The sequence below is a fragment of the Alitabrizicola rongguiensis genome, from assembly GCF_021491355.1.
Classification (GTDB): domain Bacteria; phylum Pseudomonadota; class Alphaproteobacteria; order Rhodobacterales; family Rhodobacteraceae; genus Aliitabrizicola; species Aliitabrizicola rongguiensis.
In genome coordinates, this window is sequence record NZ_JAKENF010000001.1 from 284,019 (window position 1) to 301,490 (window position 17,472).

A 17,472-nucleotide genomic window follows, 5' to 3' on the forward strand; every position below is an offset into this window, starting at 1 on the left:
GGTAAGAAATTATTACCAATCCAGGCGACTGGCAAGGCAGCCCGACCGGTTGTAGAGTCAGTCTATGTCTCTACCGCCCTTCTTTGCCAGTCTCAGTTATCTCGACATCGCTGCAGTTCTGCTGCTGGTGATCGCCTGGCTGGTGACCGGGCGGCTGACCGAGCATCCCCCGGCGGGGCGTCCCTCGGTTTCGGTGCTGATGGCCGACTACCGGCGCGACTGGATGCGGCAATTCGTAACGCGGCAGCCACGCATCTTCGATGCGACGGTGATCGACAGCCTGCGTCAGGGCACGGCCTTCCTGGCCTCGGCCTGCATGATCGCGATTGGCGGGGGTGTCGCACTGCTCGGCAACTCCGACCGGCTGGAAGGCGTCGCCCGTGACATCACGCCCGGCATCATCTCCGACGCACTGGAGATCCGCATGATCCTGCCCCTTCTGCTTCTGGCAAATGCGCTGCTGAAGTTCATCTGGTCGAACCGGCTCTTCGGTTACTGCGCAATCCTGATGGCTTCAGTGCCAAATGACCCGAACGACCCGCTGGCCTATCATCGCGCCGGCCAGGCAGCCGAGGTCAACATCACCGCAGCCGCGGCCTTCAACTCCGGCCTGCGGTCGATCTTCTTTGCCCTGGGCGCGCTTGCCTGGCTGTTTGGAGCCGTCCCGCTGATGCTGGCGACAGTCGTTGCTGCCGGTGTGCTCTTCCGTCGCGAATTCGCGTCGCGCTCGCGCGAGATCATCCTGAAGCGCGACCTCTAGTCCGGACGCATCGTGGGCGACCGCCGCCCCTCCCACATCCACGCCCCGACGGCCAGCAAAGCCGCCATCAGCAACGCGGCCCAGGCCGGCAACAACGGCTGCACATGCACGTCCTGCGTGATGTAGGCACCACGCGGAGTGATCCCGATCCAGCCCCGCCCGGCGGCAGCGCGACTCGCCGAAACCTCGCGGATATCGGGAACGCCATCCTCGATCCGAAGAATCCCTCCGCGTCCGGGTTCGACCACGGGCTGCAGGATGCTGCCATCGGCAATCGTGCGTTCGAATTCCCGCGGGGCCGAGGGGCCGACAGCGATCACCGTCTTGAGATCGCCTTGCACGAACCGGTAAAGGCCAAGGCCCGGCGCCAGCCAGTCGGCCTGATAGGCACCCGGGGCCGTTTCGGTCAGCGTCACGTCGACCTGCTTGCCATCGGGCCCTGTCACAGTGACCGGACCAGGCTGATCGCCGATCGTGTGGCGGGTAATGGTGATTGTCTGCCCCTTGGCGGTGGCTGACAGGAGTTCTTCCTCAAGCTCTGGCTCCTTCAGCATCCAGTGCGCCAGCCGTCGCAGAAGCTCCAGCTGCGGCCCCCCGCCTTCATAGCCGCGCCCCCAAAGCCAGGCATGGTCCGAGGCAAGGACCGCGACCCGTCCCTTGTCCACCCGGTCCAGAACCAGAAGCGGCCGCCCCTCGGCACCCTCCATCACCACTTGGCCACCCGTCGCCTCGACATCGACCTGACGGAACCAGCGGCCCCATTGCGGTTCGCCTTCTTGCGTCGCGGCCTGGGCTGGGGGTTGCGAGGCTGCTTCCTGCCCTCCCTCGTCGGGCTTGAAAGAGTCGAGTCCCTGCGTGACGGGATGGCGCCGGCCAAGGTCTGTCAATCTTGGCTTGAACCCCTCCTCGATCACCCGGCCCGAGGGAACAACCGGCAGGATATCCGCAAGGGGCGAACGATACAGGCTGTCGGCGGTGCCGAATTCCGGACCGGCCGCCATCAGAACCGTGCCGCCATTGCGGACATAGTCGCGGACGTTCTCGATGTAGGAGTTCGGCAGAATCCCGCGCTGGCGGTACCGGTCGAAGATGATGAGGTCGAACTCGTTGATCTTTGCGACAAACAGCTCGCGGGTCGGAAAGGCAATCAGCGACAGTTCCGTCACTGGCACCCCGTCCTGCTTTTCCGGGGGGCGCAGGATGGTGAAATGGACGAGGTCGACGCTGGCATCAGACTTCAGCAGATTGCGCCAGACCCGCTCGCCGGCATGCGGTTCGCCCGAGACCAGAAGCACCCTCAACCGGTCGCGGACGCCATTGATCTGCACGACGGCGGCGTTGTTGCGGTCGGTCAGCTCGCCCTCCTCGGACGGGATGCTGAACTGCAGGACGTTCATTCCGCCATGGGGCAGCTTCACCGGCAGTTCCAGATCCTGACCAACTGGGATCGGAAAGACCTGTGGCGTCTCGCCATCGACCGAGATCGACAGGGCGGCCAAAGGCTCGACTCCTTCCGGAACCGCACCGTCATCGTCGACCCTCAGCTTGAGAAACACCTCTTCGCCGAGGATGCCGAAAGCCGGGGCATTGCGGATCGTCAGCCGCCGGTCCCAGTCGCGGTCATGCCCGGTCAGAAGTACATGAACCGGCGCAGGCATCTGGGGCGCGGCCGACATGTCGTGAACCTGTCCGTCGGTGATGAGGATTGCCCCCGCCACCCTTGAGCGCGGTTCTTCCGCAAGGGCCTGCGCGAGGCCGTTCATCAGGAGCGTGCCCTTGTCACCCTCGCCATCCGCAACCCGTACGATACGTGTCTCGACATTGGCCAGCGACGCAAGTTCCCGCTCCACCCCCGCGAGCGCCTCGGCCGTCTGTGTCGGGCGGTCGCCGATCTTCTGGCTGGCGCTGTCATCGACAACGATCAGAACGATATCGGAAAGCGGAGCCCGATCTTCACGCTGGAAGGAGGGGTTGGCGAGAGCAGCAAGCAGGACCAGGGCTGTCAACGCCCTGAGCCACCAGCCCGACAGGCCTCGCCAGAGCGCAATCGCGACAGCGGCCGCAGCCAGGGCCGATATGCCCAGGAGCACAGACCAGGGCACCAGCGGATCGAAGATGATGCTGCCGTTCAGAAAGGCTCCGCTCACTGGCCCAGCCTTTCCAGAAGCGCCGGCACATGCACCTGATCGGATTTATAGTTGCCCGTCAGGACATGCATGATGAGATTGATGCCGAAGCGATAAGAGATCTCGCGTTGCCGCTCGCCCGAGAAACCGCGCCCGACGGGATAAAGCGGCAGCCCCGTATCATCGGTGGCCCAGGCCGCGGCCCAGTCGTTGCCGCCGATCACGACCGGCGTCACACCGTCGTTGAGGTTGCGGAACGGCATGCCCTCGGCCTGCTCGGCGTCCGGCGGCGATGCCTCGACCCAGATCGAACCGGCATAGCGGCCGGGAAAGTCCTGCAAGAGGTAGAAGGTGCGCGTCAACACATGGTCCGCGGGAATAGGCTCCAGGGGCGGCACGTCGAGTTGTGCTGCGATTTGCTGCAGGCGCCGCCCTTCGGGCGTCGTGCCGCCGGCACCAGCGACATCGGCATCACGGGTGTCGAAAAGGATCATGCCGCCCGTCCGCAGATAACGGTTGAGCGCGGCATAGGCCTTGGCCGAGGGGATCGGCTGGTCTGCCGTGACCGGCCAATAGAGGAAGGGAAAGAAGGCCAGCTCATCCGTCTCGATATCCACGCCAAGCGGGGCGTCAGGTTCGATCGACGTGCGTTCTGACAGCTTCTGGCTCAGGCCCAGAAGCCCGGCTTGCGCGACATCGTCAACTCTGGGATCGCCCGTCAGCACATGACCCAGGACGACGCCGGTCGTGGCGCGCAGCGCCAGCGGGTCGTCGGCCTCGCTGGCCTTCGCATTCCCCGGGGCGATCAGAAGCGCAGCCACCAGCACCGAGGCTATGGCAGCCCCCCGCATCCGCCCCGTCAGCCAGAGCGAGGCAAGGATGTCGACCAGGAGAAGGCAGAGCGCCGCGGCAAGGAATGCCCCCTTCAGCGATTGCTCATGCGCGGCTGCCATGCCCTCGACGGGCACATCAGCGGGCCAGACGGCCGGAGACAGGACCCTTTGCGGGCCGATCACGTTCAGAGCCACCCGGCGATCGTCGCCAGTGTAGAGGCCGGGGGGCAGCCCTTCATGAGGGCCATCCTTCAGCGCCTTCGCCAGATCGTCGCCCGGCACACCTGCGACCTTGCCGGCATCGGCGGCCGTGCCGAACGCATCAAGGACCGTGTCGGGCACCCAGGTCCGCCCGGTCAGGTCGCTGGCCTCCGGCATCGAGGGCCGGGTCGAGATCGCCAGCCGTTCGAGCATCTGCACGAAAAGGCCCGAAAGCGGCAGGGTCGACCATTCGGCATTGGCGGTGATGTGGAACAGCACGACCTGCCCCTGACCGACCGCCTTGCGCGTGACCAGCGGCGTGCCATCGGCGAGTGCCGCTATCGTGCGTTCGGACAGGTCGGGATCGGGTTGGGCCAGAACCTGCTCGCTGACCGTCACATCGGCGGGGATGTCGAGCCCGTGGAAGGGCGAGCTTTCCGCGAAGGGCGCCAGCGATTTTGGCTCGCCCCAACTCATCGCTCCGCCTACGGTCCGGCCGCCTTCGCGCAGGCGCACCGGCATCAGCGGATCTTCCTCGATCCGGCTGACATCGCTGGCGGCAAGCTTCGGGCCGGCGAACCGCACCAGAAGGCCGCCCTTGTCCAACCAATCGCTCAGGCCGTCGGTTTCGGATTGCGACAGCTTCACCACGTCAGCCAGCACGATCACATCGGGCGAGGCCAAGAGCACGTCCGCCATGGTGCCGTCGATCAGGTCGGCCACTGGCTCAAGCGCCTGTCGCAGGTAATGCGTAGGCGAAAGAAGTTGCAGCCCCTCGCGGCTTTCGCTGCCGGCGATGAGCGCAACCTTGCGGCGCTTGAGGCTGTCATCGGTCAGGCTAACCGCGCCGGCCGACCGGAACCCCGCCACTTCGAACCGCTGCAGCCTGTTGCGCAACTCCGGCGGCAGCGACAACTGCGCCTCGGCCTCAAGCGACCCGGCCGGGAATACCAGCGGAACGCGCGCCAGTTCCCGCTCGACACCACCCGGATCGGTTCCGCGGGCCGATAACTCCAGATCTGCCTGACCGCCCGCAACCGGACGCACGGCCTGAAGCTTGACCACACCATCGGCGAAAACCGCGGGGCGCAGGCCCACCAGCGGGCGGGCGCTTTCAAAGGCCCTGACAGGTCCGCGCGCCTGCAAGGCGGCAAGAAGCTCTGCCTTTCCGGGATGGTCAAGGCCGTCCGAGAGCCAGAAAGTCTCGAACGCGCCTTCCGGCAGCGTGGCGGCCCAGCCAGCCAGATCGCCGGCCTCCCATGGATGCGGCTGCAAGGCGCCGAGGCGCCCCTGCCAGGCTTCGGCCGTCTGGAAGGCCGGCGTTTCCGGACTATCGCTCAGCCTGACGATCGCAACCGTGCGCCCGTCGCGCTGCGCTTCTTCAAGCAAAGCCGTGGCGCGGTCAATGCGACGGGGCCAGTCGCGCGCGTCGGCCCAGCCGCCATCGAACAAGATCAGGAGTGGTCCCGAACCAGAAACGCGCGGCTCGGGGTTCAGGACCGGCCCGGCAAAGGCGATGATCGCGGCCGCGATTGCGGCCATGCGCAGAAGCAGCAGCCACCAGGGCGTCTTGTCCGTCTCGGCCTCGTCGTCCTTCAGGCCCAGAAGTAGGGCCACGCCCGGAAAACGCCTGCGGATCGGCGCCGGCGGCACCGCACGGAGCAGAAGCCAAAGGATCGGCAGCGCCACGAGTCCCAGCAGAAGCCAGGGCATGGTGAAACCGAGGGAACCTATCGTCCACATCAGCGCGAGGGCTCCAGCGCACGGTAAAGCCAGAGCAGGGCCGACTGCGCCCCCTCGGCGGTGTGGTGACAGAGGTAGTGCCAGCCAGACGCCTCGGCCAGATGCATCAGCCGGTCCTTGCGGTCAGCCAGCCGGGCCAGATAGCGCGAGCGCAAGTCGCCTGCGCGCAGCGTCTCGTGGCGCAGGCTTCCACCCATGGATTCGAAGATCGTGCGGCCGTCGAAGGGGAACTCCTCCTCTGCCGGGTCGAGGATCTGCACCAGCGCCCCGCGCACTCCACGATCCGAGGCCCGCGCCAGCGCGTCCTCGACCGGGGCCAGATCACCGAGGAAATCGGACAGGAAAACCGCGCGGCCATGCGCGACAAGCCCAGAGACATCGGGTCTGCCATAGTCCTCGCCGCCCGCGCCCCGCAGCGCCAGTGTCAGCCGCTCCAGCTGGGCGCGCCCCGATCTCGGCGGCACATCGCTGCCCGCCAGGCCAACCCGTTCGCCCGCACGGATCAGCAGGATCGACAGCGCCAAAGCCAGAAGTCGCGCGCGATCGCCTTTCGGCGCGCGCCCCCGATCACCGGAAAACTCCATCGAGCGCGAAGCATCGACCCATAGAACGACCGACTGCGCGGCCTGCCATTCCCGTTCGCGCACGAAATGCGCATCAGACCGACCCGAACGGCGCCAATCGATCATGCGGGCGGAGTCGCCGGGATGGGCGGCCCGATACTGCCAGAACTCGTCCCCCATGCCCGAGCGGCGACGGCCGTGCTCACCCAGGATGACCGTCGCGGCAAGATGATCGGCCGCTGCCAGCAGGGCCGGCAGCGACTGGCCGAGCGTCTCGGCCCTGACGCGAAGGTCCTCGTCCGGTGTCACGCGGCCGCCTCGAGCCCAGTTGAGCGGGCGACGGCGCCATCGATGACCGCGGCAAGGCTTTCGCCCCGGGCCCGGGCGGCGAAGCTCAGCGCCATGCGGTGGATCAGCACCGGCCGCGCCAACGCCCGCACGTCATCGATATCCGGCACCAGCCGGCCTTGCAGCAGCGCCCGCGCCCGGACGGTCAGCATCAGCGCCTGCGCAGCGCGTGGACCGGGCCCCCAGCTCAACACGTCGGCCAGTGCCCTGCCCTCCGGCTCGCCGGGGCGGCAGGCGCGCACGAGGTCGAGGATCGTTTCGACCACGGTCTCGCCCACCGGCATACGGCGCAGGACGGACTGGGCGGCGATCAATTCATCGGCGGCGAAAACCTGATGCACCTCGGCCTCTTCCGCACCGGTTGTGGCGATCAGGATGTCCCGTTCGGTGGCGCGATCGGGATAGGCCACATCGACCTGGACCAGGAACCGGTCAAGCTGCGCCTCGGGCAGCGGATAGGTGCCTTCCTGTTCGATCGGGTTCTGCGTCGCAAGAACGTGGAAGGGCCGGCCAAGCGGGCGATGTTCGCCCGCGATGGTTACCTCGCGTTCCTGCATCGCCTGCAGCAGTGCAGACTGGGTGCGCGGGCTGGCACGGTTGATCTCGTCGGCCATGAGAAGCTGACAGAAGATCGGCCCTTCGATGAAGCGGAAGGCCCGGCCGCCATCGGGGCGCGTATCCAGAACCTCGGAGCCGAGAATATCGGCCGGCATCAGGTCTGGCGTGAACTGGATGCGATTCCCCTTTAGGCCCATCACCGTCGAAAGCGTATCGACAAGCCGTGTCTTCCCCAGTCCCGGCAGGCCGACCAGCAGCGCATGGCCCCCGCAGAGCATGGCAGCCAGAACCAGATCGACGACCGGCTCCTGCCCGATGAAGCGCCGATTGATGCTGGATTTCGCCTGAGCCAGCCGATGACCCAGTGCTTCGATTTCGGCAACCAACGCCTGTGTCTCGGCCATGACAATCTTCCTCACGCAATTATATGCTGCATCTGAACAGACTATGCCGCCGGCTACAAATGACAAAAAAGAAGGAGGCACAAATGATCGTGAAACCATCTGCGGACAGCGTGCTGGCCGGAGCACAGGAGGCCGCCAAGAAAGGTCCGCCGCCGGTTCACCTTTGGAACCCGCCCTTCTGCGGCGACCTCGACATGCGTATTGCCCGCGACGGGACCTGGTTCTACCTCGGCACTCCTATCGGCCGGCCAAGCCTCGTGAAGCTGTTCTCGTCGATCCTGAAGCGCGAAGATGGCAAGTATTTCCTTGTCACGCCGGTCGAGAAGGTCGGCATCGTCGTGGACGATGCCCCGTTCGTCGCAGTGGATTTCGAACGGACAGGCGCCGGGCAGGACCAGACCCTCACCTTCATTACCCATGTCGGCGACCGCACCACTGCCGGCCCCGAACGGCCGATCCGCGTTGTCCGCGATCCGCACACGGGCGAGCCGTCGCCCTACGTGCTCGTGCGCGCGGATCTGGAGGCGCTGATCGACCGAAAGTCCTTCTACAGGCTGGTCGACCTCGGCGCGCATGAGCCGGTCAATGGCGAAAGCTGGTTCGGGTTGTGGTCCGCCGGGCGGTTCTTCCCGTTCATGCCCTCGTCCGAACTGGCTGCCTAGCTTTGCCGCCCGGGATCAGGGCATCGGGGCGCGGCAGGATCGCCACTTTGCCGCGGGAATGACGGGCTTCCCCTTGCCGCGACAGGCGGGATGGGTATCATGCGCGGTCATTGAAAGCCCGACCAAGGAACCGAGCCCCATGCCGATCGACGCGCCCGAAACCCAAGTGGTGAAAACCTGGAAAGTGGCCTGCGACGGCGGCGAGGGCGCTCTTGGCCATCCGCGCGTCTGGCTGACCATCCCCGAGGATCGCGGCTGGGTTGAATGCGGCTACTGTGACAAGCGCTTCGTCCACGAAAGCGTCAAGGATCCTGCCGTTCAGGGCTGACGGCTGCGCGTCGCTCTTGCAACGATCGCGCCGATGATTGCGCCGATCAGAGCTGCCGTGGGCGTTATGAAGAACACGATTCCCATCGCCGCCGCGCCTTCGCGGGTGGAGACCCACCCCTGATCCATGGCAAGAATGCCGATCGCGAGCGCGATCGCGCCTGCGATCAGCCCGCCAAGCAGAAATCCAAGAAACGTCCGCATTCCGCCCCTCCAGACTCGGCGCGATGATGCCCGCGGGCGGGGACGGGTGGCAAGCGCCCTCTGATCGTGCCAATACTTTCCCGCGAACGGAACGGCGGGAGGCACATGATGGACGGCACATTCGGCAAGGGCAGCCATCTGCATCTGATCGATGGCTCGGCCTATATCTTCCGCGCCTATCACGCCCTGCCGCCGCTGACGCGCAAGTCGGACGGCCTGCCGATCGGCGCCGTCGCCGGCTTCTGCAACATGCTGTTCCGCTATGTCGAGAATAACAAGAAGGGCGATCAGGCGACCCATGTCGCGGTGATCTTCGACCATTCCTCGAAGACGTTCCGCAACGACATCTACCCGCTCTACAAGGCCAACCGCCCCGAACTGCCCGAGGAGTTGCGCCCGCAGTTCCCCCTGACCCGCGAAGCGACACGGGCCTTCAACCTCGCCTGCATCGAGACCGAGGGCTTCGAGGCCGACGACATCATCGCCACACTGGCCTGCCGTGCGCGCGAGGCGGGCGGGCGGGTGACCATCGTCTCCTCCGACAAGGACCTGATGCAGCTCGTCGGCAACGGGGTCGAGATGCTCGACCCGATGAAGAACAAGATCATCGGCATTCCCGAGGTCGAGGAAAAGTTCGGCGTCCGCCCCGACCGCGTGGTGGATGTGCAGGCGCTCGCCGGCGACAGCGTCGACAACGTCCCTGGCGCGCCGGGGATCGGCATCAAGACGGCGGCGCTTCTGATCCAGGAATATGGCGATCTCGAAACGCTCTTGGAGCGCGCGGGCGAGATCAAGCAGGAGAAGCGGCGCCAGACGCTGATCGACAATGCCGAACAGATCCGCGTCTCGAAGCGGCTGGTCGAACTCGACTGCGACACACCGCTCGATTTCTCGCTTGAAAGCCTTGAGGTGAAGGAGCCCGAGGCGGACAAGCTGATGGGCTTCCTGAATGCGATGGAGTTCCGGACCCTGACCAAGCGTGTCGCCGACAGCCTTAAGGTGCCGGTCCCCGAGCCGACCGCTGCGCCCACCGGAGCGCCCCTTGCGACCGAAACCGAGGCCCCGGTCGAGCATGTGGCTCCCCTGCCCTTCGACCATGACGCCTACGAGGCCATCCGCGACCGCGCCGCGCTCGACCGCTGGATCGCCGAGATCCGCGAGGTGGGCCATGTCGCCGTCGATACCGAGACCACGAGCCTTGACGAGATGCGGGCAGAGCTGGTCGGCATCTCGCTTTGCGTCCATGCGGGGAAAGCCTGCTACATCCCGCTCGGCCACCGTCAGGGCAGTGGCGACCTGTTCGGGTCTTCGGCGCTTGCGGAGGGGCAACTGCCGGCCGACGAGGTGCTGGCAGCGCTTAAGCCGGTGCTGGAGGACGATGCGATCCTCAAGGTCGGCCAGAACATGAAATACGACGCCAAGATCTTCGCCCGGCAGGGCATCCGGGTCGCCCCGATCGACGATACGATGCTGATGTCCTACGCCATGCATGCGGGCCTGCACGGCCACGGCATGGATGCGCTATCGGAGACCTACCTTCACCACCAACCGATCCCGATCAAGTCGCTGCTCGGTTCGGGCAAGAGCCAGGTCACCTTCGACCGCGTGCCGATCGCCGACGCGGTCAAGTACGCCGCCGAGGACGCCGATGTGACGTTGCGGCTCTGGCAGCAATTCCGCCCGCAACTGCACCGCGCCCATGTCACGACGGTCTACGAGACGCTCGAGCGCCCGCTGGTGCCGGTGCTGGCCCAGATGGAGATGGCGGGCGTGCAAATCGACCGCGATACGCTCAGCCGCATGTCGAACGCCTTCGCCCAGAAGATGGCCGCGCTGGAAGACGAGATCCAGACGCTGGCGGGCGAGAAGTTCAATGTCGGCTCACCGAAGCAGCTTGGCGAGATCCTGTTCGACAAGATGTCCCTGCCCGGCGGCGAAAAGGGCAAGACCGGCGCCTATGCGACCGGCGCCGATATCCTCGAGGATCTGGCGGCGGAAGGCCACGACCTGCCCGCCCGCGTGCTGGACTGGCGGCAGCTGTCCAAGTTGAAATCGACCTATACCGACGCACTGCAGGACCATATCAACCCCGAGACTGGGCGTGTCCATACCTCCTACTCGATCACCGGCGCGGTGACAGGCCGTCTCGCGTCGACCGACCCGAACCTTCAGAACATCCCCGTCCGAACCGAGGAAGGCCGCCGCATCCGCGAAGCCTTCGTCGCGCCGAAGGGGCGGCTTCTGGTCAGCCTCGACTACAGCCAGATCGAGTTGCGCATTCTCGCGCATGTCGCTGACATCCCGGCGCTGAAACAGGCCTTCAAGGACGGGATCGACATCCATTCGATGACCGCGTCGGAGATGTTCAACGTGCCGCTCGACCAGATGACCCCCGAGATCCGGCGACAAGCCAAGGCCATCAACTTCGGCGTCATCTACGGGATTTCCGGCTTCGGGCTGGCGCGCAACCTGCGCATTCCGCGCGCCGACGCGCAGGGCTTCATCGACCGCTATTTCGAGCGTTTCCCGGGCATCAAGGAATACATGGACAGGACTATCGCCTTCGCGAAGGAGAACGGCTTCGTCCAGACGCTGTTCGGGCGCAAGATCCACACGCCTGAAATCAACTCCAAAGGTCCAACCGCCGGCTTCGCCCGCCGCGCCGCGATCAACGCGCCGATTCAGGGGACGGCCGCCGACGTCATCCGCCGCGCGATGATCCGGATGCCCGCCGCCATCGACGGGTTGCCCGGCAAGATGCTGTTGCAGGTCCATGACGAATTGCTCTTCGAAGTCGATGAGGATGCCGCCGACGCGCTGGCAGCGCGCGCCAAGGCGGTGATGGAAGGGGCAGCAGACCCGGCGGTGCATCTGACGGTGCCGCTGACAGTCGAGTCTGGGAAAGGCGCGACCTGGGCTGCAGCGCATTGAGATGGGGGCAGCCGACCACGCGCCTACTCTGACGATCCGCAGCCGAGCCGAGTTGCGTGCCTGGCTCGCAGAGCATCACAAGACAAGGGGCCCGGTCTGGCTTGCGAGCTACAAGAAACATCACCCCGACTATCTGGCCTACGAACCGGTCGTCGAGGAACTGCTGTGCTGGGGCTGGATCGATAGTGTCACCCGCGCCCTGGACGCCGATCGCTCCATGATCCTCGTCGCGCCGCGCAACGTGAAATCGGCCTGGTCTGCAATCAACAAGGCCCATGTCGAGCGAGCACGCGCCAGCGGCGCCATGATGCCGGCGGGCGAGGCGAAGGTTGCGGCGGCGATCGAGAACGGCCAGTGGACCTTTCTGGACGATGTCGAGCGGCTCGAGGTGCCGCCCGACCTTGCGGAAGCGCTCGGCCCCTTGCGTGCGGGATGGGAGGCCTTCCCCCGCTCGATCAAGCGCGGCACGCTCGAATGGATCAAGACCGCCCGAACCGTCGAGACCCGCGCCAAGCGGATCGAGGACGTTCGCGCCAGCCTGGCAGAGGGAAAACGTCCATCACCGTTCCGTCGGTGATGGGCGCCTCCATCTGCCAGCAGACCGAGTTCTCGCGAGACAAATTCGGGGCCTCAAGCGCGTTCGATCCTCAACTGGTAGCAGTTGTTGCGCGCAGACCGGACATGGCAATAAGCCACGGCGGGATCGGCAAGACGCGCCTCCGCCTCGACTTCGATCCGCGCGGTCGGCACCACCGCGCCCGTGCCATAGACGATCCGGTGATCGGCTGAATAACCGCGGATAATGTAGTCCGGCGAGGCGAGAATCTGCGGCATCGCATCCCCGTCAGCCGGGGCCTCGCAGGCCTCGGCACACAGGAAGATCGGTCCGATCTCGGCATAGGGCTGGGGCGCCGGAAAAGGCCGGTGCGCGAGGATCAGCATCGGCGCGCCTTCGGGGATCATCGTCAGGCAATGGCGGCAGGGATTGGTACCGGCCGCCGCGATCACGCGCTCCGGCGCCTGGCCGTTCGCGTCAGCGCCGCCCGCCTGATAGTGGCGGGCGATCTCGGTCGGGATGGGTTTGAAGCAGATGGTCATGGGAAGTCTCCTTTCCCCGACATCCTGCCGACCGGGCCGGCGTCGCGCGACCCGATCCTTGCGCATTCTCCTCAGTGCGGCAGCAGTGCCCCGAGATTGCGCCCACCGAGGATGTGCAGGTGGTAATGCGGCACTTCCTGATTGCTGTCCGGCCCTGAATTGGCGATGGCCCGGTAGCCCGCCCCGCCCTTGCCCGGCGACACGCCGAGAAGGGCGCAGACCGCCGCTGCGGTGCGGTGGAAGTCGACGATCTCGTCCGCGCTCGCCTCGGCCGAGAAATGGTCGTAATTCACGTAAGGCCCCTTGGGGATCACCAGCACATGGTGCGGGGCATGGGGACGGATATCGTGGAAGGCGAGCGTATGCTCTGTCTCCATCACCGTCTTGTTCGGAATCTCTCCACGCAGGATACGGGCAAAGATGTTCTGGTCGTCGTAGCTGTAGGTCATCTGATCAGTCCACGAAGAGATAATCGGTCGCCGCAATCTGTTGCGCCTTGTCGAGCGGAATATCAAGGAAGGCTGCCAGTGCTTCGGCGTTTTCCGCAACCGTCGCCGACTGCCGGACGCGAAAGAAGCCCTCGAATCCGGCATCGCGCAGCCGGTCACTTTCAAATCGCAGATCGAAGCGGATTGTCGGCAGCAAGAGTTCGATCGTGCCATCTGGCGTGTTGTCGCTGGCCAGTCCCACGCGCCGCGCATGCCCGATCAGGTAGTCGTCGGTAAAGTCGCAGTCGATCTCGAGCACCCGGAGCGGCGAGCGGTCCGCGGCGAAATCCTGGATCAGGTCGAGGTTTGCCGGATCAATGCACAGCACCATCCTGTCCGACCCGAAATCGTCGAACAGCATCCGAACGAGCGCCCGCCTGTGGCGCGTCCGCTTCTCGACGGTCTTCTGGATGCCCCCCAGATCGGGCAAGGCGGTCTCATCTTCGTTGAAAAGGTATTCGACTGCCGGGATATCCGTGACCTGCCGGATGCGTTCCGCCAGACGCTTGGCCACATGCCATTTCTTCGACACCACGATCTGCACCGTCCGGTTGCGCCCGACGCTGCCCTCAGACTCCCAGAAGCGCGGCGCAAAGCGGCGACCGATCCGCCCGCGCCCGGTCAGGAAACGGTAGAGCTGCCGCCCCTCGTTCGAGATGCTGAATTTCTGGCCGACCGTCGCATAAAGATTGCCGAGCTTTGTCTTGAGCTCTGCCGCATCGCCCGAAATCTTGCGCGCAAAGAGATAGTCCTGGCTGACAAGCAGGTCATAGTGGTCGTTGTAGAACGTCACCGGCATGCCGTAGTCGGAAAACATCAGGAAGGTCAGCGTGCGGCTGTCGATCTCGGCCTCGGGCACCAGGTGGCGGACCAGCGTCTGGAAAAAGGTCTCGTCCGGGATCCAGCTGTAGCGGAAGAACCGCATCACATCGGGGCGCTTGCGGCAAGACTGCAGGATCGCCTCGATGGTCCGCCGCCGCAGGCACCACCACTGGCTTCCGATCATCACCTGCAGGTCATGGGGCACCTTGCGCTCCAGCCCGAGCGATTTCTGCCAGTCCATCGAACGGTAGAACAGCGCCTTGCGCTCGCGTTCGTTGAACAGGTGCCAGTAGATCAGCCGCTCTTCCTTGATGCCTGTCTTGATCCAGTCCGACGCATAAAAATCGAAGCTCTCTATGTAGTCGCGATCCGCCCCATCAAGGAAGTCATGCGCATATTCGGCCGACTTGATCGGCATGCAGTCGCCCGAGAGCAGGTAGAAATGCGTCGCCTCCGGAAAGGCATCAACCGCGGCCTCGGTCGCCAGCAGTGTCGCCCCGACAAGGCTCCATTCCCCCCAGCCGCAGCGGATCCGCCGACGTGCGAAGGCGACAGAGGGGTTCTCGGCCAGCGCAGTTCGGATCCGATCGAAATCGGACCGGCTCGCACGCGCGTCGAAATGGATCGCGATGAAGTCGCCGACGGCGGTCAGCCGTTCCGCTTGGGCGATGATCCCGTCGGGATCCTTGTGACAGAGGAGGACATAGGCAATCCGCGCCATGACCGAAATTCTTGCCCCTTTTCTGCCCCCATTGTTTCCTTATTCCGGATTATCCACCATTGGAAAGCCGATGTTGTCTTGATTCCCGCGCATTCAGGTTGTCCACCGTCTGCAGGGTGAACGGAGAAGTGTTTTCATGGGGTTTCCCGGCACGTGGATGACGGAAAGCGAAAGCATGGTCTATCGCGTCGTCCCGAAATGCGCCTGCTCGACCATCGGGCAGATCATGTTCTTTTCCGACCACGGCCGCTTCTTTGACGGTGACATCCACGATGCCACCTCGGGCATGCACAAATGGGCGCTGGACGCCAGCCAGCCGCTGATCGAGAAGACGGTGAAGAAGCATCGCGCCTACACCTTCACCTGCGTGCGCAATCCCTACACCCGCATCCTGTCGTCCTTCTTTGACAAGATCTGCGGCATCCAGCGGAACGGCCGGCGCTATCGCGGCAATCTCGTGCCGCTCATAATCCAGAAGTACGGGATCGAGGTGGGGGGCGAGGACGGCAAGGGCGAGTTCGACCAGATCGCGAGCTTCCGCCGCTTCCTGCTCTTCGCCCGCGACACCATCCGCTGGAAGAAGCCGATGGAACCGGACATCCACTGGTCGGCCATGTCGGGCCATGTCTCGACCTTCATCGTCAATGGTGGCCGCTACGACCGCATCTTCTTCACCGAAGCCTTTGACGAGGGGATGCAGGACGTCCTCGACCATGTCGAGACGACGTATCCGATCGACCTTAAGACCATCCCCCGCTTCAACGAAAGCGAAGGCCACGGTCCGAAGCGCGCCCATCCGGTCGAGGCGTATTTCGACGATCTGTCGATGCACCTGATGTGGGAGATCTACAAGAAGGACTTCCAGATCTTCCGCTACGATTTCGAGAACCCGGCCAACAAGATGCCATTGGGCGAGATCGACCTTGACGAGGTCCACGCCAAGCTAGGCGACTAGCCCTCGACTGTCCGCGGCAGCGGCGCCGGGCGATGGCTCCAGCGGAGCCTGAGGCCGGCGCCTCTCCCGGTTCAGATCAGCCCTTCCTTGCGGAACAGCGCCTTCAGATCGGTCTCGGGGCGCGCACCATAGTGGCTGATGACTTCGGAGGCGGCGACGCAGCCCATCCGGCCTGCCGTGGCAAGGCCTTGGCCGGTCGCGAGGCCATAAAGGAACCCTGCCGCGAACTGGTCCCCCGCCCCCGTCGCATCAACGGGCACAACCCGGCGGACCGGCACGACCGCCTGATCGTCACCCATCTGCAGGATCACGTCATGGCCCGAACGGGTACAGACCACGCAGCCCGAGTCCTCCGCCGCCTGTTCCAGCGCTGCCGACAGGTCGGTCTGGTAGAGCGAGCACCATTCGTGCTCGTTGCCGATGACGTAGTCGAGGTCGCGCACCAGCCGGCGGAAGTCGTCGCGATGACGGTCGACGCAGAACGGGTCCGACAGCGCGATTCCCGCCTTGCCGCCGTTCTGCTGGCAGAGCTTCGCCGCCCGCTCGAAGGCCTGTTTGCCCTTGGGCTTGTCGTAGAGATAGCCCTCGAGGAACAGGATCTCGGCCCGGCCCGCCACATGGTCCGACACATCCTCGGGACCCAGCTCCGACGAAATGCCAAGATAGGTGTTCATCGACCGCTCGCCGTCCGGCGAGACGAAGATCATCGAGCGCGATGTCGGCAGATCGCCCCCCGGCACCGGCGCATTGACGAAGTCGGTGCCGTTCTCGGCCATGCTCTTTGCGTAGAAATGTCCAAGGGCATCGTCGTGGACCCGCCCGATGAAGGCCGTCGAAAGCCCCAGATTGCCCAGACCCGCCAGCGTGTTGGCGACCGATCCGCCCGGCGCCTGCACCCGGTTGCGCATGGCGGCGTAAAGCAGCTCACCGCGCTTCTTCTCTACCAGCTGCATGATGCCCTTCTCGATCCCCATGAGTTCGAGAAAGCTGTCGTCGGCCTGCGAGAACACGTCGACGATGGCATTGCCGATGCCGACAACATTGTAGGTTTTCATTCGGTCTTTTCCTCGAAAGGGCAGAGATCGCGGATAAGGCAATCGGGACAGCGCGGCTTGCGGGCCACGCAGATGTAACGGCCATGCAGGATCATCCAGTGATGGGCATGAAGCTGGAATTCCGCGGGCACCTGATCCTCGACCGCCCGCTCCACCGCGAGTTCGTCCTTGCCGGGCGCGATCCCGGTTCGGTTCGCCACACGGAACACATGGGTATCGACGGCTTGAGTCGGCTGGCGGAACCACATGTTCAGCACGACATTCGCCGTCTTGCGCCCCACGCCCGGCAGCGACTGCAGCGCCGCGCGGGACGAGGGAACCTCACCGCCATATTGCTCGATCAGGATCTGCGACAGTCGGATCACGTTCTTGGCCTTGTTGCGGAACAGGCCGATCGTCTTGATATGTCCGATCAGCGCCTCTTCCCCAAGCGCCAGCATCTTCTCGGGCGTGTCCGCCACGTCGAACAGCGCTCGCGTCGCCCGGTTGACCCCGGCATCTGTCGCCTGCGCCGACAGCGCGACCGCGACCAGCAGGGTAAAGGCGTTGCGATGCTCCAGCTCGCCCTTCGGCTCCGGTTCCTGCGCGTGGAAGCGGGTGAAGATCTCGCGGATCGTGCGATAGGGCAGCTGGCGGCTCATGCCTTCTCTTGCCAAAGGCATGGGCTCACGGC

At 65.0% G+C, this 17,472-nt stretch carries 16 protein-coding genes; 6 read left to right on the forward strand and 10 right to left on the reverse strand.

Annotated elements, in window-relative coordinates; translation table 11 throughout:
- Positions 1 to 64 precede the first annotated feature (64 nt).
- Positions 65 to 760, forward strand: coding sequence for a DUF599 domain-containing protein (locus L0V05_RS01390; RefSeq protein WP_234867677.1), 696 nt, complete (start codon positions 65 to 67; stop codon positions 758 to 760).
- On the opposite strand, the gene L0V05_RS01395 is transcribed toward L0V05_RS01390, so the two are convergent.
- The 4 genes from L0V05_RS01395 to L0V05_RS01410 are packed head-to-tail and all read right to left on the reverse strand — an operon-like array spanning position 757 to position 7,536.
- Positions 757 to 2,892 (reverse strand): hypothetical protein, encoded by a 2,136-nt coding sequence (locus L0V05_RS01395; protein WP_234869169.1) that lies wholly within the window; start codon positions 2,890 to 2,892, stop codon positions 757 to 759. The two genes, L0V05_RS01390 and L0V05_RS01395, sit on opposite strands and share 4 nt — an antisense overlap.
- Before the next feature lie 11 nt (positions 2,893 to 2,903).
- Positions 2,904 to 5,663: a DUF4159 domain-containing protein gene (locus L0V05_RS01400; protein WP_234867679.1), complete on the reverse strand. Its 2,760-nt coding sequence runs from the start codon at positions 5,661 to 5,663 to the stop codon at positions 2,904 to 2,906.
- Positions 5,663 to 6,535: a DUF58 domain-containing protein gene (locus L0V05_RS01405; RefSeq protein WP_234867681.1), complete on the reverse strand. Its 873-nt coding sequence runs from the start codon at positions 6,533 to 6,535 to the stop codon at positions 5,663 to 5,665. Before L0V05_RS01405 ends, L0V05_RS01400 begins: the two co-directional genes overlap by 1 nt.
- Complete coding sequence (locus L0V05_RS01410; RefSeq protein WP_234867683.1) at positions 6,532 to 7,536, reverse strand: AAA family ATPase; 1,005 nt, start codon at positions 7,534 to 7,536, stop codon at positions 6,532 to 6,534. The genes L0V05_RS01405 and L0V05_RS01410 overlap by 4 nt, the downstream gene beginning before the upstream one ends.
- An 83-nt stretch (positions 7,537 to 7,619) precedes the next feature.
- Here L0V05_RS01410 and L0V05_RS01415 point away from each other — a divergent pair, with 83 nt between their 5' ends.
- Both L0V05_RS01415 and L0V05_RS01420 read left to right on the forward strand, forming a co-directional pair.
- Complete coding sequence (locus L0V05_RS01415) at positions 7,620 to 8,198, forward strand: DUF1285 domain-containing protein (RefSeq protein ID WP_234867684.1); 579 nt, start codon at positions 7,620 to 7,622, stop codon at positions 8,196 to 8,198.
- A gap of 139 nt (positions 8,199 to 8,337) precedes the next feature.
- Positions 8,338 to 8,526 (forward strand): zinc-finger domain-containing protein, encoded by a 189-nt coding sequence (locus L0V05_RS01420; protein ID WP_234867685.1) that lies wholly within the window; start codon positions 8,338 to 8,340, stop codon positions 8,524 to 8,526.
- On the opposite strand, the gene L0V05_RS01425 is transcribed toward L0V05_RS01420, so the two are convergent.
- On the reverse strand, positions 8,517 to 8,729 hold the full coding sequence (locus L0V05_RS01425) for a hypothetical protein (protein ID WP_234867686.1): 213 nt from the start codon (positions 8,727 to 8,729) through the stop codon (positions 8,517 to 8,519). The genes L0V05_RS01420 and L0V05_RS01425 overlap by 10 nt on opposite strands.
- Positions 8,730 to 8,837: 108 nt before the next feature.
- Here L0V05_RS01425 and polA point away from each other — a divergent pair, with 108 nt between their 5' ends.
- Both polA and L0V05_RS01435 read left to right on the forward strand, forming a co-directional pair.
- Positions 8,838 to 11,660, forward strand: a complete 2,823-nt coding sequence (polA, locus tag L0V05_RS01430) for a DNA polymerase I (protein WP_234867687.1) — start codon at positions 8,838 to 8,840, stop codon at positions 11,658 to 11,660.
- A gap of 1 nt (position 11,661) precedes the next feature.
- Positions 11,662 to 12,237: a YdeI/OmpD-associated family protein gene (locus L0V05_RS01435; RefSeq protein WP_234867688.1), complete on the forward strand. Its 576-nt coding sequence runs from the start codon at positions 11,662 to 11,664 to the stop codon at positions 12,235 to 12,237.
- 53 nt (positions 12,238 to 12,290) lie between these two features.
- Here the strand turns inward: L0V05_RS01435 and L0V05_RS01440 are convergent, their stop codons facing one another.
- The 3 genes from L0V05_RS01440 to L0V05_RS01450 all read right to left on the reverse strand — a co-directional run bounded on the left by L0V05_RS01440 (position 12,291) and on the right by L0V05_RS01450 (position 14,789).
- Positions 12,291 to 12,758 carry a DUF1203 domain-containing protein gene (locus L0V05_RS01440; RefSeq protein ID WP_234867689.1) on the reverse strand — a complete coding sequence of 156 codons (468 nt, stop codon included), beginning with the start codon at positions 12,756 to 12,758 and terminating at the stop codon, positions 12,291 to 12,293.
- Positions 12,759 to 12,829: 71 nt separating this feature from the next.
- Positions 12,830 to 13,207 carry an HIT domain-containing protein gene (locus L0V05_RS01445; RefSeq protein ID WP_234867691.1) on the reverse strand — a complete coding sequence of 126 codons (378 nt, stop codon included), beginning with the start codon at positions 13,205 to 13,207 and terminating at the stop codon, positions 12,830 to 12,832.
- A gap of 4 nt (positions 13,208 to 13,211) precedes the next feature.
- Positions 13,212 to 14,789, reverse strand: coding sequence for a DUF5928 domain-containing protein (locus L0V05_RS01450; protein ID WP_234867693.1), 1,578 nt, complete (start codon positions 14,787 to 14,789; stop codon positions 13,212 to 13,214).
- A gap of 136 nt (positions 14,790 to 14,925) precedes the next feature.
- Between L0V05_RS01450 and L0V05_RS01455 the strand changes: the two genes are divergently transcribed.
- On the forward strand, positions 14,926 to 15,744 hold the full coding sequence (locus L0V05_RS01455; protein ID WP_234867695.1) for a sulfotransferase family protein: 819 nt from the start codon (positions 14,926 to 14,928) through the stop codon (positions 15,742 to 15,744).
- A 71-nt stretch (positions 15,745 to 15,815) separates the two neighbouring features.
- Here L0V05_RS01455 and L0V05_RS01460 read toward each other — a convergent pair whose 3' ends face one another.
- Together L0V05_RS01460 and nth are read right to left on the reverse strand one after the other, a co-directional pair.
- Positions 15,816 to 16,799, reverse strand: a complete 984-nt coding sequence (locus tag L0V05_RS01460; RefSeq protein ID WP_234867697.1) for an adenosine kinase — start codon at positions 16,797 to 16,799, stop codon at positions 15,816 to 15,818.
- On the reverse strand, positions 16,796 to 17,440 hold the full coding sequence (gene nth / locus L0V05_RS01465) for an endonuclease III (protein ID WP_234867699.1): 645 nt from the start codon (positions 17,438 to 17,440) through the stop codon (positions 16,796 to 16,798). The genes L0V05_RS01460 and nth overlap by 4 nt, the downstream gene beginning before the upstream one ends.
- Between the last annotated feature and the right edge of the window lie 32 nt (positions 17,441 to 17,472).

Coding starts and splice junctions, on each gene's coding strand:
- L0V05_RS01435 (WP_234867688.1), top strand. CDS start 11,662: ATGGGGGCAGCCGACCACGCGCCTACTCTGACGATCCGCAGCCGAGCC.
- L0V05_RS01455 (WP_234867695.1), top strand. CDS start 14,926: ATGGGGTTTCCCGGCACGTGGATGACGGAAAGCGAAAGCATGGTCTAT.
- L0V05_RS01410 (WP_234867683.1), bottom strand. CDS start 7,536: ATGGCCGAGACACAGGCGTTGGTTGCCGAAATCGAAGCACTGGGTCAT.
- polA (WP_234867687.1), top strand. CDS start 8,838: ATGGACGGCACATTCGGCAAGGGCAGCCATCTGCATCTGATCGATGGC.
- L0V05_RS01445 (WP_234867691.1), bottom strand. CDS start 13,207: ATGACCTACAGCTACGACGACCAGAACATCTTTGCCCGTATCCTGCGT.
- L0V05_RS01415 (WP_234867684.1), top strand. CDS start 7,620: ATGATCGTGAAACCATCTGCGGACAGCGTGCTGGCCGGAGCACAGGAG.
- L0V05_RS01390 (WP_234867677.1), top strand. CDS start 65: ATGTCTCTACCGCCCTTCTTTGCCAGTCTCAGTTATCTCGACATCGCT.
- L0V05_RS01420 (WP_234867685.1), top strand. CDS start 8,338: ATGCCGATCGACGCGCCCGAAACCCAAGTGGTGAAAACCTGGAAAGTG.
- nth (WP_234867699.1), bottom strand. CDS start 17,440: ATGAGCCGCCAGCTGCCCTATCGCACGATCCGCGAGATCTTCACCCGC.
- L0V05_RS01460 (WP_234867697.1), bottom strand. CDS start 16,799: ATGAAAACCTACAATGTTGTCGGCATCGGCAATGCCATCGTCGACGTG.
- L0V05_RS01440 (WP_234867689.1), bottom strand. CDS start 12,758: ATGACCATCTGCTTCAAACCCATCCCGACCGAGATCGCCCGCCACTAT.
- L0V05_RS01400 (WP_234867679.1), bottom strand. CDS start 5,663: ATGTGGACGATAGGTTCCCTCGGTTTCACCATGCCCTGGCTTCTGCTG.
- L0V05_RS01425 (WP_234867686.1), bottom strand. CDS start 8,729: ATGCGGACGTTTCTTGGATTTCTGCTTGGCGGGCTGATCGCAGGCGCG.
- L0V05_RS01450 (WP_234867693.1), bottom strand. CDS start 14,789: ATGGCGCGGATTGCCTATGTCCTCCTCTGTCACAAGGATCCCGACGGG.